This window comes from Paenibacillus tyrphae (assembly GCF_000722545.1).
GTDB lineage: Bacteria > Bacillota > Bacilli > Paenibacillales > NBRC-103111 > Paenibacillus_G > Paenibacillus_G tyrfis.
Genome location: NZ_JNVM01000051.1, coordinates 55,854 through 69,849, shown reverse-complemented (window position 1 = coordinate 69,849; position 13,996 = coordinate 55,854). Strand labels below are relative to the sequence as shown.

General features: G+C 44.8%; 16 protein-coding genes, 1 rRNA gene and 1 pseudogene. 11 read left to right on the top strand and 7 right to left on the bottom strand.

The features are described from left to right. Positions 1-89 precede the first annotated feature (89 nt). Positions 90-206 (top strand): 5S ribosomal RNA (rrf, locus tag ET33_RS34005). A gap of 870 nt (positions 207-1,076) precedes the next feature. Here the strand turns inward: rrf and ET33_RS33995 are convergent. From ET33_RS33995 to ET33_RS33980, 4 genes are all read right to left on the bottom strand, one after another. Further along, positions 1,077-1,316, bottom strand: coding sequence for a glutaredoxin family protein (locus ET33_RS33995; protein ID WP_036693043.1), 240 nt, complete (start codon positions 1,314-1,316; stop codon positions 1,077-1,079). Between the two features lie 33 nt (positions 1,317-1,349). Beyond that, a complete protein-coding gene (locus ET33_RS33990; protein WP_036693041.1) occupies positions 1,350-1,553 on the bottom strand; it encodes a cation transporter in 204 nt (67 codons plus the stop codon). 25 nt (positions 1,554-1,578) lie between these two features. Then, positions 1,579-2,199, bottom strand: coding sequence for an NAD(P)/FAD-dependent oxidoreductase (locus ET33_RS33985; protein ID WP_152570744.1), 621 nt, complete (start codon positions 2,197-2,199; stop codon positions 1,579-1,581). A gap of 100 nt (positions 2,200-2,299) precedes the next feature. Further along, positions 2,300-3,838 (bottom strand): multicopper oxidase family protein, encoded by a 1,539-nt coding sequence (locus ET33_RS33980; RefSeq protein WP_036693033.1) that lies wholly within the window; start codon positions 3,836-3,838, stop codon positions 2,300-2,302. A gap of 136 nt (positions 3,839-3,974) precedes the next feature. Here ET33_RS33980 and ET33_RS38180 point away from each other — a divergent pair. Further along, positions 3,975-4,106: pseudogene (locus ET33_RS38180) on the top strand (ATP-binding protein); the annotation flags it as partial. Here the strand turns inward: ET33_RS38180 and ET33_RS40770 are convergent. After that, on the bottom strand, positions 4,078-4,290 hold the full coding sequence (locus ET33_RS40770; protein WP_407668132.1) for an MFS transporter: 213 nt from the start codon (positions 4,288-4,290) through the stop codon (positions 4,078-4,080). The pseudogene ET33_RS38180 and the gene ET33_RS40770 sit on opposite strands and share 29 nt — an antisense overlap. 228 nt (positions 4,291-4,518) lie before the next feature. Beyond that, on the bottom strand, positions 4,519-5,127 hold the full coding sequence (locus ET33_RS33970) for a DedA family protein (protein ID WP_036693027.1): 609 nt from the start codon (positions 5,125-5,127) through the stop codon (positions 4,519-4,521). Between the two features lie 161 nt (positions 5,128-5,288). On the opposite strand from ET33_RS33970, the gene ET33_RS33965 reads away from it, so the two are divergent. The 6 genes from ET33_RS33965 to ET33_RS33940 all read left to right on the top strand — a co-directional run bounded on the left by ET33_RS33965 (position 5,289) and on the right by ET33_RS33940 (position 9,832). After that, positions 5,289-6,143, top strand: coding sequence for an ABC transporter ATP-binding protein (locus ET33_RS33965; RefSeq protein ID WP_036693025.1), 855 nt, complete (start codon positions 5,289-5,291; stop codon positions 6,141-6,143). Next, positions 6,136-6,792, top strand: coding sequence for an ABC-2 transporter permease (locus ET33_RS33960; protein ID WP_036693022.1), 657 nt, complete (start codon positions 6,136-6,138; stop codon positions 6,790-6,792). The genes ET33_RS33965 and ET33_RS33960 overlap by 8 nt, the downstream gene beginning before the upstream one ends. After that, positions 6,789-7,154 carry a GntR family transcriptional regulator gene (locus ET33_RS33955; protein WP_036693019.1) on the top strand — a complete coding sequence of 122 codons (366 nt, stop codon included), beginning with the start codon at positions 6,789-6,791 and terminating at the stop codon, positions 7,152-7,154. Before ET33_RS33960 ends, ET33_RS33955 begins: the two co-directional genes overlap by 4 nt. 46 nt (positions 7,155-7,200) lie before the next feature. Then, a complete protein-coding gene (locus ET33_RS33950; protein ID WP_036693016.1) occupies positions 7,201-7,569 on the top strand; it encodes a hypothetical protein in 369 nt (122 codons plus the stop codon). Between the two features lie 322 nt (positions 7,570-7,891). Beyond that, a complete protein-coding gene (locus tag ET33_RS33945; RefSeq protein ID WP_036693013.1) occupies positions 7,892-8,713 on the top strand; it encodes an alpha/beta fold hydrolase in 822 nt (273 codons plus the stop codon). A 219-nt stretch (positions 8,714-8,932) separates the two neighbouring features. Next, positions 8,933-9,832, top strand: coding sequence for a DMT family transporter (locus ET33_RS33940; protein WP_036693009.1), 900 nt, complete (start codon positions 8,933-8,935; stop codon positions 9,830-9,832). A gap of 2 nt (positions 9,833-9,834) precedes the next feature. Here the strand turns inward: ET33_RS33940 and ET33_RS33935 are convergent, their stop codons facing one another. Continuing rightward, positions 9,835-10,938: a lactonase family protein gene (locus tag ET33_RS33935; RefSeq protein ID WP_036693007.1), complete on the bottom strand. Its 1,104-nt coding sequence runs from the start codon at positions 10,936-10,938 to the stop codon at positions 9,835-9,837. A 371-nt stretch (positions 10,939-11,309) separates the two neighbouring features. Here ET33_RS33935 and vat(I) point away from each other — a divergent pair, with 371 nt between their 5' ends. From vat(I) to ET33_RS33920, 3 genes are all read left to right on the top strand, one after another. After that, positions 11,310-11,945, top strand: coding sequence for a streptogramin A O-acetyltransferase Vat(I) (gene vat(I) / locus ET33_RS33930; protein ID WP_036693005.1), 636 nt, complete (start codon positions 11,310-11,312; stop codon positions 11,943-11,945). Positions 11,946-11,969: 24 nt separating this feature from the next. Next, positions 11,970-12,857 (top strand): Vgb family protein, encoded by an 888-nt coding sequence (locus ET33_RS33925; RefSeq protein WP_036693002.1) that lies wholly within the window; start codon positions 11,970-11,972, stop codon positions 12,855-12,857. Between the two features lie 306 nt (positions 12,858-13,163). After that, complete coding sequence (locus ET33_RS33920; protein WP_010496370.1) at positions 13,164-13,988, top strand: ABC transporter permease; 825 nt, start codon at positions 13,164-13,166, stop codon at positions 13,986-13,988. The last annotated feature ends 8 nt before the right edge of the window (positions 13,989-13,996 follow it).

Genomic DNA, 13,996 nt, shown 5'->3' with positions numbered 1-13,996 from the left:
ATCGGTCGAGGGCTTATCCAAAACCATAAGCTAACGATAGAAGTTGAAAAATTTCGCATCTAGTTTTCAAGGTGCAATCCTTGATTAGGTTTGGTGATGATGGCGGAAGGGAACCACGCGTACCCATCCCGAACACGACCGTTAAGCCTTCCAGCGCCGATGGTACTTGGACCGCAGGGTCCTGGGAGAGTAGGACGTCGCCAAGCAGCAACCCCAATCGGGGTTATTTTTTTATAAACTTCGGAATTTATCCGATGTCTCATATTCTCCCCAAAAAAAGGAGCAGTTTGCCTAAGGCAGCTGCTCCTTTTTTTACTGAATCCTTGTGGGATTAAGAAATCCTTATTATAGCAGGGAGAGCTGAACAGACTATTATTCCGGGCCATCGTTTATCTCGCTGTCACAACCTCCATCCATGAGGAACAATGATCTAAATTTGCTTAGCAGTACTTGTGATATTAATTCGGAATCGTTATTTTATCAAAGGTCTGGACTTCCAAGCTGACCAATTCTTCGCAATTGGCCCTTCTTGGAAGTCGTGATCAAGATGTTAAAGAAAATGTTTTTTTATGTTTGTCTAAGGTTATCTTATAAAAATATAGTGCATTTTTTAGTATCAATTATAAGCGTTCCCCATAGCAGAAGTGATATGTATGCGAGACTTTATGTCACGGAAGGGTTTATTCCGATTGAAAGTCATTGAGCCATCCGAAAGCGGCTTTGCACGGCCAGTTTCCGGAGCCATTACATCTCCTTTCGGTATCCGAATCGATCCAGTAACCGGCAAACCCGGCGCGTTGATCCGGCTCCGTATATCGGATTGAAAGATTCGGATTTTTGAGCGCAATGGATCTCCTGTAGGGGACTTGTGGCATGTGGATCTCGCCAGAAAGACGAACGATCGGAGCTGATTCGCCGCCTAAAAAAGCTTCGAATCACGAAACATTGAAAAAAGAAAGCAGCTTCGGACATGTTGCCCGGAGCTGCTTGACCGATGCTTTCGGAGCATAGGCCGAATGCGCGAAACGCTGTCTATATATTCATTACAGTTTAATTGATTTCAGCGTACGCATATGTTAACTTAACAGTTCTCTTATCTCACTTAAATTTTCTGCAAATCCAACAAACACCTTGTCGCCAATCACGATCGTCGGAACAATTTGTTTTCCCGTCAAGTTCCAGACTTCCTCTGCATACTTGACGTTTTCTTCGCAGTTATAATCTGTATAGGCAATCTCGTGTTCTTTGAAGTAACGTTTGGCATAATTGCAGTCACTGCAAGTGGGGATCGAATAAATTTTTACGGGTTCCTTCATTCCAGAATCACTCCTTGCTACTATCGAATGCTCTTATGCTACAACGTTATACCCCTTGTTTTGGATGGCTTGCTTTATATCGGCTAATTTTACTTTCGCTTCGTCATGCTGAACATCTACCGTGCCTTGCTCAAAGTTAACGCGACCTTCGGCACCAATCGAATCAAGTGCCCCTTCAATCGCTCGGACACAAGAGCGGCAAGACATGCCTTGTACTTTAACAGTTGCTTCTTGCATGGTTTCACCTCCTCTCAGAAATCCATTAACCAGCAATTTGCTGGAGCTGTTCGAGTGATACCCGGTCCACAAATTTGCTGAATTTTTCTTTACCCTTCGCGTGTGCCTTATAGAAATGGATAATGGCCGTTACGACTGGAACGAGGCGGTCTTCGGTTAATCCTGATACAAGCAGTTTGGCAAAGAAAGTTTTAAGCCCCTTCGGTTCACCGCCAACGTAGATGTCAAATCTATCTCGCATTTTGACAACGCCGATATCTTTAAGTAACGGCTCGCTTGTACCTAAAGCACAACCTGCATACCCGATCTTAAGGGGTGTAGGCGTTTCAATACCTGCTATTGCTTTATTTAAGGTTCGGGCCGTATCCAAACCAGTCTCTTCAGCCCCTTTACAGAAATTACAGGCGATCAGACTTTTGGTCGCAAACCCTGCCGGATACACTTCAAGGCCATAACGCTCAAGATCTTCTTTTATGGCATCACGCCGTTCGAGGGGTACTTCTGCATAAAGCTGTTTGAATGTTGTCATCTCAATTTTTGCATCCGCCCCTACGGCGGCACTGATTTTGGCAAGCTGCTCCGGTGTAAACAGGCTGCCTCCAGCTTGAATTGCAGCGCTAATTGCGATTTTGGTTGTTTCTCCCATGACCATCCCACCTATCTTCGGAATTTATCGAATCATTTCACATCATTGGGCTTTCGGGCCGGTTTATTGGCTTCAGCACGGGCGAGCGCTCATTTTTGTATTACTCCGGTTTATTTCCTGCATTCGGGTCTGCAACAAAATCAGTCTTATAGTCTGTATATTTTAATTCCGTTACCATGCCGGCTGAAGCATGATGAAGATCGTGACAATGGAACATCCAGTTCCCTTCATTAGCTGCTTCGAATGCAACAATATATTCATCGCCCGGCTTCAAATTCAACGTATCCTTCATCATTGGTGATCCTTCAAGCGGTTTCCCGTTCTTGCTTAGTACTTGAAAGAAGTGACCGTGTAGGTGCATCGGATGATCGTCGGTTTTCGAATTATTGACGAGGCGAACCTTGACGGTATCTCTTTTTTTGACGTTTATCGGTTCGGTTTCCGGAAACGTTTTTCCGTTTATGGTGTAGACCATTTCCCCGTTTTTCATTTCGGTGTTCAAATTCATCGTGTATTCCAACGTATACTTCTGATCTAACGTAAAGTTAGCTTTGCCCGCTTGGCCGTATCGACTCATATCGACAGCCGCCAGCTTCTCCGATTCATTCGCTTTGTCGGAACCCGCGGCAGCTCCTTCATAAGCGATCGTCGCTTTCATCCCTTTAATAGCAGCGTTGTTGCCATGGTCCTCGATCAACCATTTGCCTGGATTGTTCGCGACAAATTCAATATCGTAACGTTCTCCTGGAGCAATACTTATCACATTATCTTTCAAGATATCCGGATTGTTTATTGGCTGCCCATCGGTAGCAATAACTTTGAATTCATGTCCGTGCAAATGAATTTGATGAGACAAATAGCCTGCATTGATCAAACGGATTCGGACTCTATCTCCCTGCTTGACAGGGAGCTGATCCACCAGCGAGCCGGATTTTCCATTTATGGTGTACAGATCGTACATGCTCATATCATGTCCCATATTCATCGTACTGTGATCCATGCCGGACATATTGCCTCCAGACATATTCATGCTGGACATTTCACCGGAGCTCATCCATTCATCCAGCATCAGTGTGTAATCGCGGTCCACTTTTTCCTCGTTTTTACCTTCTACAACGAAAGAACCGTATAGTCCACGATCTAACTGATTTACACTATCCTGATGTGAATGGTACCAGTAGGTGCCGGGGACATCCGTTTTAAACTCGTACGTAAACGACTGGCCCGGTTGAACCGCATTTTGCGTTACGCCTGGTATACCATCCATCGCGTTTGGTACGGGAACGCCGTGCCAATGAATGGTGACTGGCTCAGGCAGCTGGTTCTTCAAGTTAATCTTAACCGTATCTCCTTGCTTAACCCGTATTTGCGGACCGGGAACCGAATTATTAAACGTCCAGACAGGCAAAGTTTTGCCGGGGGCTATTTCCTGATTGCTTACGGAAGCCGTCAAATTAATTTCTTTCCCCGTTAGAACAGTTGGCTTCACCGTCTGCCCATTTGTCGTCTTTGAGGATGCTTGTGTCTCCTCCATATTCATTTTGGAATGATCCATTCCGTTCATTGAACCGGAACACCCCGCTAATACAACGGATAAGGCCCCGATTGCAATTATGCTTTTAAACTTCCAACTAGCCATGAGTTATCAATCCTTTCTGTATCAAAAATCCGATAGATCCATCATAGCCGGTTCATATGTAGAACTTTTGAAGAAAAGGGAAATGGAAGTCTTACACACAATTTGTTAAATAGGGATAAGCTGATGAAAAATATAGAATCGGCGGACCGGTGGCAGCGGCCTTGGGCTGACCATTGTAAAGGAATTGGTTTCAGCTCACGGCGGGGAAATATCGGCAGAAAGTGGGCAAGGTACTACGTTTACAATACGACTTCCCAAGGGAAAGTAGACGATCTACACAGGATCTTCAAAATCAGTGCAAAGATAATGAATCCAGAGATTAGTACCGGTCGACGACCAATGCGGTCAGACAACATGCCTACTGGCATCGAGAAGATACTGCTGATCATAATAAACGTGAAAAAAGCGAGCGGGATTAAGGCTGGGAGCATCCCAGCATCTTGCGAACGCAAAACCAGAAATGTATCAGAGAAATTGGCGACCGAAAATAGTGTCGAAATTATGGAAAGCCATTGAGCTGGGGCAAGGGCAAGTTGTGGAGCTTTTGCAGAAAAGTCCAATTCCTCCTCGCAAGGTAGGTTTGATTACATTAAATGCTGTTCCCGTTTCCGCAGCAGCCCGTCGTCTTCTAGGTATGCTACCGTAACGCTTATACGACTCCATTAAATCAACTCTTTGGCTTATTTCGCTTTTATTTTTTCACTCTTCGCTCTTCTTACGAACCAAATTATTAAAGCGGATGCAATTAGAAGAGCTAGCCCAATCACTAAATATCGATGTATTGTTTCGGTAACGGCACGCCAATGCTCTCCTAAATACGTACCTAAAGTGATAAATGTAAAAGCCCAGATCATGGCTCCAGGCGCTGCATACAGACTAAAGACTCGATAAGACCATTTGCTTATTCCGGCGCTGTAAGCTGTTAAATGACGGACTCCCGGAATGAAGTATCCAATCGTGAGCGCAAACTTACCAAACCTATTAAACCAATGCTGTGTGCTGTCCAACTTCTCTTTTGTGATATGAATTTTACGCCCATATTTTTCTAAAAGCGGATACCCGAATTTATGTCCAATAAAATAGCTGGCGGACATCCCGATAAAGCTGCCTAATACCGAAACAATCAATGTGGGAAAATAATGAAGTTCGCCTTTTGAAATTAAGTACCCTGAAAAAGTCATCAAAATCTCGTCTGGAACCGGCAAGCCTATAATACCAAGGACTAAGGCACCGAAAATGCCTATATAGCCATAGTGAGCAATGAACCAAAAAAGCTTATGCTGAACCATGGGAAGTTGCTCTCCTTCTAGGTTGTGGTTTTCTCTTTAGTTTTTCCAAAACCCGCAATGTCATGACCCCAGTAGAAAATACCATTATTCCATTGACTTAACAAACCACCCATGTTATATTGTGCATACACGACATACACAATTTAAAGAGGAGGTACTTTATGCTGGCATTAGACATTAGAAATTTAAATAAGAAATATCAAAATTTCCAGTTAAAAGATGTATCGTTTCAATTGGAAAAGGGTTATATTATGGGATTTATCGGTGCCAATGGCGCAGGAAAAACAACCACAATAAAATCGATCCTCAATATGATTCATATTGATAGCGGCGAGGTACGTATTTTGGGCAAAAACATTGCCGAACACGAAATCGAATTGAAACAAGAAATCGGATACGCATTCGGCGGCATCGATTTTTATACTCGAAGCAAGATGAAGACGTTGACCGATGTAATTAAGAAGTTCTATACGAATTGGGATGATGAAACCTATTATAACTATCTGAGAAAATTTAAATTGGATGAAAACAAAAAAATCGTCGAATTGTCGACGGGAATGAAAGTGAAGTACAGCTTGGCCCTTGCCTTGTCCCATGGTGCGAAGCTTCTCATCCTTGATGAACCAACAAGCGGACTCGATCCGGTCGCAAGAGATGAACTGTTGGAAATTTTTCAAGAGCTCGTCGTAGATGGCGAAATCAGCATTCTTTTCTCTACTCATATTACATCTGACTTGGAGAAATGCGCCGATTTTATTACTTTTATCGATAACGGACAAATTATCAACAGTTCTGAGAAAGATGAATTTATTGCGTCATATCGCCTGCTGAATGGCAACGAAAGCCAGCTAAATCAGGTGAAAGAAAAGTTGATTTCCTACAAAATAAATTCATTCGGCTTTACAGGACTGATTCACTCCAGAGACTTCGATCCCTCTTCCGACATTAAAGCAGCCACACCGAGTCTCGAGGAAATCATGATTTATTTCGCGAAAAAGGAGGATATGTATGTATAACTTAGTAATGAAGGATTTGAAATTAGGCGTAAGTCCAACGTTGTTTATAATGCCTCTTCTTATGGGCGCCTTAATGCTCGTGCCCGGTTGGTTATATTTTATTGTCATTTTGTATTTTTGCTGGATCACTATACCGAGTATGTTTAGTGGATTTAGAGCGCAGAACGATTTGATATTTACTACGATGATGCCTGTAACCAGAAAAGACATGGTGAAAGCAAGGGTGTTCGTTATTGTCATTCTGGAATTATTGCATATTGTTAGTGCAATGATCTTTGGTATGATAAATATTCGCTTATACCCGAATCTGACCAATCATTTCTTCGCGCCTCACATGGGTTTTTGGGGATTATGTTTTGTCATGCTTGCGATCTTCAACATTATCTTTATTTCCATGTATTACAAGACGGCATATAAATATGGCGGGGCAATGTTCGCATCCGTTTCAGCTGCTATGCTTTTTGCCGGAGTTGCACAGTGGATCGGAATCCAAAATTCTTTTGTGTCCGACATTTTCAATGGTACCGGCGCCCACAATATGGCGCTCCAAACGTCCATCCTGATCACGGGAATCGTGATATTTGTTGTATTCACCATGATTGCTTGTCAGATTGGGATTAAAAGATTCCTAAAAGTGGAAGTCCAATGAACATAGCTATTTCGAACACATCCGAAAAACCGATTTATCAGCAGCTTTTCGAACAAATCAGCGCCCAAATTCTAAAAGGCGAGTTAGAAAGCGGCTATTGTTTGCCGCCAATTCGACAAGCCGCCCTAGAGCTTCGTGTTAGTGTCATCACCGTAAAGAAAGCTTGGGAAGAACTCGAACGATGTGGTTTGATCAATACAGTAACAGGTAAAGGGTGTTTTGTAGCCGAATTCTCGTCCGATGAAATGCTTCAAATACGCAATGAAATGATTTTGAAGCAAATGGTTAACGACACTTCATACTACAAATCCTTTGGCCTCACCCTAGATGAAGTTATTGAATTATTGAAAAAGATTTATTAACAGCCAGTGTACTTTTTCAAAGATCTCACAAAGGAGTTATATCGTCATGAAAGGGTTAGATCGAACGTTTTTCATCGGAGCGATGCTGCTTGTTATCGGAGTCGTGTGGGCGTTTACGATGAATGGCATTGGAACGAAAGAGTGGATTTTGCTATTGTCAGTAACTGTATTGGGCATCGCAGCTGGGGTGGTTCAAGGACGGCTAATATTTCTCAATAAACGAGGGCAAATCGGATCGGGCAAGAAGACACTCTGGATAGTTGGAATACTCATCGTGTTTGTTGCTCTGAAAGTCGCAATGAATATTTTGATTCCTTCGTATTTAGCTACGAGTGGGAATGGAATCTGGCTGTCGATTGTTTTTGTCATTGGAGGCCTTCTACTCGGACGTTCATTTTACTCCCGACTCCGGTGAATGGAACGTTATCTAATACACCAGCTACCTCTTGGAATGCTTTGTAACCAATTCGCGGGTCGCTTCCACGAACTAAATAGATATTGAGTTTAACTAGATTGGCGAAGCTTGCATTTTCAAAAGCTAAAATAGTTGCGATATGGCTGTAAATCCTTGGATTACAAGGGTTTACAGCCATTTGGTTTATATGAGATAACTTGGCTCTCTCTAACTGTACCGATACAGATGTGTTTTTTATTGATTGTAGCGCTTGGTACTCACCATTAAAATGAAATGGGCAAGGGTATTATATATGTAATCGATACGGGGAGGTAGATGAAACATGGCTTACTATATTAACGGCGACCGCCGGAATTATTTCATCGAATTTGGATCTGGACGTCCTGTCGTCCTGCTGCATGGCATCAGCAATTCCGGTCGCGCCTGGGCGCCTCAGATAGCGCCGCTGGTCGAGGCGGGATTTCGGGTGATTGTGCCGGACCATGCCGGGCACGGTGCCTCGGCAAGGCTCGACCGACCGTTCGGCGTGTCCGACATCGCCGCGGACGTGCTCGCGCTCCTCGATCATCTTTCCATCGAAGCCGCCGACATTATCGGCCTATCGTTGGGCGGGATGGTAGCGCTCGAGATTGCGCTCACACAGCCTCGGCGCGTCGGGAAACTCATCGTCGCCAATAGCTTCGATACGACGGCAACGGAGGAGTTCCGGACGATGGCTGAAGGATGGGCTAGAACGTTCCGCGGGGAAGACGGTCCGGTTAAGCGCTTTGAAGGCATCTGGCCCATGAATGTCCACGAAGCCTTCCGGGCCAGCGCGGAAGGGATGAAGACCTATCAGGTTTGGCACGGCCTGGCGGCGACGGCCGACGGACAATCGCTCGCCCATGTGGCGGAGGGGATTGTCGGCTTCGATGCGACCACGCGCCTGGCTTCCCTTTCCATGCCCGTCCTGTTCATCGCAGGCGAGCAGGACCGCATGTCACCGCCAGCTGTTTCCCGGCGTATGGCCGATCGCGTTTCGGATGCCCGCTATGTCGAGATCCAGGGCGCCGCACATATTTCCAATGCGGATTCGGCTGCGGTATTCAACGAGGCCGTCATTACCTTTCTGGGCGCAGCGCCGACGAGCACCACGTCAGCTTAGGATCAATTACGAGTTGGGAAGGCACCAAGACCAAGGAACTGAAACCGGCGAGCGAGGCGGTCACGGTCGAGGTGCCGCTGCTCAACAAGTCCGAGACACTAAGGTAGTACAGGCCCATTCCCAATCTCCAATATGATCATTTGCAGGCGTGCGGGGTATGAGTAAGGAACCTTTTAGCTTAAGACGAGCTGAATGTAAATTGCAGAGGGGATATATGATGTGAAAATAAAAAGCATCTTATTTTTAACAGGAATCAGCTTAATATGGGGTTCGCAATTTTTCTTTGTAGATCTTATTATCTCTAAAGTGCCTCCGGTTACACTTGCAGCAGTAAAGGCGCTTGTTGGAGCTATTACATTAGCCTTGATTCATTTCTTCTTATTTACCAAGAAAGAGCAAAGTCAGCCTTCTTCCACTTATCAAAATAAGAGGGTGAGAGTTCTTTATGTTGCCATTGCTTTATTTGAAGCGATTATTCCTTTTTTCTTAATCGGGTGGGGGCAGCAACGGGTATCCAGCAGCATTGCTTCCATTATTATGGGGACGGTTCCCATTTTTACGCTGCTTATTTTGTTTATCTTTAGAATTAGCCGATTACGTTTGATGCATTTCTTAAGTATTGGCGTTGGCTTTATTGGTATTCTCCTAATGATCTTGCCATCCCTAACCGTCAACTTTACGAATCAGAGTTTATGGGGAATGCCTGCTCTGATCATTGCTTCACTAAGCTTTGCGGTATCTTTGGTCCTAATTGAAAAGCTGCCGCCAATGTCCTCCGTACTGGCGATGAGAAATGTTCTAATTATTGCATCGATTGTTCTGATTCCAGCAAGCTTTCTGTTGGAAAATCCGCTAAGCATGAGTCTGACTTTCATTGAAATGCTTTCTCTACTTATTCTCGGAGTTTTCCATGCAGGAATCGTCTACATGATGTTTAATCAGCTCATTAAGCAATCCGGATCTGCTTTTGCATCGCTAACTAATTATTTTGTTCCAGTGATTGGAGTTATTCTCGGTACAATTTTATTAGGAGATCAGATCGATGCAAAGACGTGGTTTGCTTTAATGATCATATTGATTTCCTTGATTATGGGGAGTGCAGCGTCTAAAAGTAAATAGAATCAAAAAACAGCTAAACCTTGTGATCCAAAATACGGAGAGGAGGTCCATGCGGCAACCTGCAATCTGACTAGCCTACCGTCATCCCTGATATGAAATACCGAGACTGTGCCCTGATTCCCGTTAAGGGTGTAAAAATTGCGTCCATCTTTACTCACTCCGGCATCGATTGGCAGGCCGGTAGGTGTGCCTTCCGGTGTACTAGCAATATGTCCGAGAGCCGTCAGCGTTCCGCTGCCATCTATACGGTAGGTGGATATTGTGCCACTTAAGGTATTAGTGGTAAATGCAAAACGTTCATTCCTCGCAGTTGCGACCCAGCATGCTGTTTTCTGGCCGTTCCGTACAGAGCCGCTGATTACACGAAGCTGCCCGTTTGCACTCACGGAATAGGAGGATAGCGCGCTAGAACCTACCTCCGTAACTAAAAGGATTCCTGAGGATAAAAAACAAGAGCCAAACGGTCTTATACCACTGGAATCGTTAATAATTGGTCCTGTCACCGTATGATTTTTATTAACATGGAATACACTTATTTGGTCTGTAGTAAACTCCGGTACAACGATTTTACTGCCATCCGGAGTGAATAAAACCTGTGCCGGCTGAGCAGTGATCGTACTTAGCGAATGGGTAGCCCCAGGAATACGAGTAAGATGTCCGTTATTTTCTATGCGAAAACCCGTGATATTGGATGCAAAATTATTGGTGGCATTTCCCACATTGGAAACATAGAGCAGATCACCAAACACCTCCAGGCTATTGGGCTGAGCGCCTCCCGAAGGTTTCACATCCACGAGAACGAGTCCCCCGCTATCGGTTATGCTGAAACTGCTGATACTGTTGCTGCCTGCATTAACTGCAAATAGGAAGCGGCCATCGCGGGATAAAAATAGTGAGCTTTGAGATATAAGGGGATCGATGCCATCGTTTGCTGTTGCAGATGAAACTTTCTTTGTACCAGTACCTTTCCCATATGTTGGGTAAGAGCCCGTAAAGGTGAGTATACCATTCATGTCCCGGTAAAAAGCAATGACTTCATTCATGCCTTCCATATTGGTCATAATGTAAACCATGCTCGTTCGAGAATACTTGTTTGCTATTTCCATATTAGAACTCCACTCCTTCAAGCAATTCGTCAATCACGAATTTATATTCGTAGTAGTCGGTTTTCACGACTTTTTATTTGTGGTAAAATGGCTACAAGCAATAACGAAAGGGTGACCAAAAGCCAGTGATCTACTAATCCTATCTTCCTAAGAAAAAATCGTTATACACGATGCTTTCAGGATAGGATTAGCATGGGCTTTTTTGCATGTACAAAAGAAGAAGAACGACTCTTCATGTAAAGGATGAGTACGTCTTTTTTTTGTCGTATGCCTGCCTCCTATCCGAACATCGGATTAGGAGGTTTTTTGCGTTTCCTTGCTTTAGCACGAAATTTACGATGAAAATACATTTTACAAAGGATGATGCCCCTATGATAGGTCCAAATCCAAACGAAAAGTACCCGGTACCTGGAAATACAAATGTTCAGTTCATTCGAAACACCATTACCAAGCCTAACATCATCGTTGGGGATTACTCCTACTATGATGCCGTAAACGGAGAATCGTTCGAGGATCAAGTATTGTATCACTATGAGGTCATCGGGACAAAATTGATCATCGGCAAGTTTTGTTCCATTGCTCCCGAGGTCAGATTTATGATGGATGGCGGTAACCATAGAATGGATGGATCAACGTTCCCATTCAACATTTTCGGAAACGGGTGGGAAAAGCATACGCCCTCTTTGGAACAATTGCCGATCAAAGGAGATACGATCGTTGGCAACGACGTCTGGATCGGCAGACGTGCAACCATCATGCCGGGCGTGCGTATTGGCGACGGGGCAATTATTGCGGCTGAAGCCGTTGTCGTAAAGGATGTTGAACCTTATACCATTGTCGGTGGAAATCCTGCCAGGGAGATACGGAAGCGTTTCTCGCCGGAGGTTATTCAGGAACTATTGGACATAAAATGGTGGGATTCTGATATCGAACTCATCAGCCAATATATTGGCTCAATCGTAAGTGGAGATATGGACACGTTGAGAAAAATGAAACAGCATCCTTGATGTTTGATGGGGAGGTCAATTTGTATGAGGTTCATAATACACGAATATGCGGTCAACGGATATGATTCAGGGCCCTACGGAATAACCGCCGGAAAAGACGGGGCGATGTGGTTTACGGAACAGAAGGGCAATCGAATCGGACGAATCCATGCCGAAGGTGAAATACATTCATTTCCCGTTCCGACAGCGAATGCAGGAGTAATGTCCATCGTTTCGGACGGGACCGGCGGTTTATGGTTTACAGAATATCGGGCAAACAAGATCGGGAGAATGTCGATGGACGGTCATTTTGCCGAATATGAACTTCCTGCCGCGAACTCCGCGCCTTTTGGCATAACGGAAGGTCCCGACGGTGCAATGTGGTTTACCGAAATGAATAGCGGCAGAATCGGCAGGATAACAAAATCAGGGGAAATCACGGAATTCGAATTGCCTCATCCCAGAGCATTTCCCTCTTTCATTACTCCGGGTCCGGACGGGGCATTATGGTTTACACAGAATCAGAATAATACCATCGGGAGAATCACCACCAGAGGCGAGGTAAAGGAATATTCGATTCCAACGCCTAACTCCGGGCCTGTTGGCATTACGACTGGACCTGACGGAGCATTATGGTTTGTGCAAATCATGGGGAATAAAATCGGTAAAATGACGTCCTCGGGCGAGGTGAGTGAATTTGTTATACCGACGCCGAATGCTCGTCCTCATGCGATTATTTGCGGGAAAAACGGGGATCTATGGTTCACGGAATGGGGCGGTAACCAAATCGGCCGAATTACAGTTGAAGGGGTTATTACGGAATACGCAATACCGGCAAAGAATGCTGAGCCCCATGGTATTACGATGGGTCCCAACGGCGATATTTGGTTTGTCGAAGAGTGTAATCAGATCGGACGTCTGACACTTAACTAAAACTTTTACAGCCAATCGCGGCAGCCTGGGCTTTTCAAAAGTCTTGGCTGCCGCTTTTTGACCAATTGCCCCCCTTTACAAATCATTTAAAAGATCATGAACTCCCGTTTACAATTCTATCGATCGAATTTTACAATCGTCTTCTATTCTTAAAATAGAAATTGCGAAGCAGGGAGGCTGAAAAGTTAAGCATATGTTGTTACGGTTAAAATTGGTATCGATACCAGAGTGCAGCTGTGGAGGTAGGCGCTTTTTATTTTTCGAAAATTGGTATCGATACCAATTTTGTGAGGAGGTGAAAATTCCATGAGTTGGTACTTCAAAAGCTTGGGAAAAAGAAAGATCGTTGAGTTTGTCATTTTCGCTTTGTTCATCTTCTTTTTTCTGGGACCGCTAATCAATTTGGCGCTGCTTGCCTTTTCGGGAAAGTGGCAGTATCCGGCGGCGCTGCCGCAGAGCTGGTCTTTGACCTGGTGGAAATTCGTATTGTCCCAGCCTGAAATTTTAAAGTCGATTGGCTTGTCTTTTCTCATTGCTTCCGTCGTCACGGCGCTGTCGATTGTCATCTGCGTCCCCGCGGCCTATGCTTTCGCGCGTATTCAATTTCCGTTCAGCCGTTGGTTTCTGTTCTCGTTCCTGCTGACCAATGCGTTTCCGAAAATGGGCTTATATGTCGCCATCGCGGTGTTGTTTTTCAAGGTCGGGCTGATGAATACCTTTGTGGGCGTTGTTCTCATTCATGTGATTAATACCTTGATGTATATGACATGGATTCCGGCCGCTTCTTTCAAGAGCGTGCATCAGGCCCAGGAAGAAGCAGCAAGAGACGCCGGAGCGGGCCCGTTTCGCGTGTTCTGGAATATTACGCTTCCGATGGCGCTGCCGGGCATTATTGTAGCTTCGATCTTTACGTTCTTGTCCTCTTTGGACGAAGCGCAAGGAACGTTTATGGTAGGGATGCCCGACTTCAAAACGATGCCGCTGATCATGTACGGAGCGGTACAAGACTATCCGGCAACGGCCGGCGCCGTATTTTCCATTATTTTGACGCTGCCTACCATTATTTTGCTGATGGTATCACGGCGCTTCGTCAGCGCAGATGTGATGTCCAGCGGCTTCACCATGAAATAGCAAGGAGG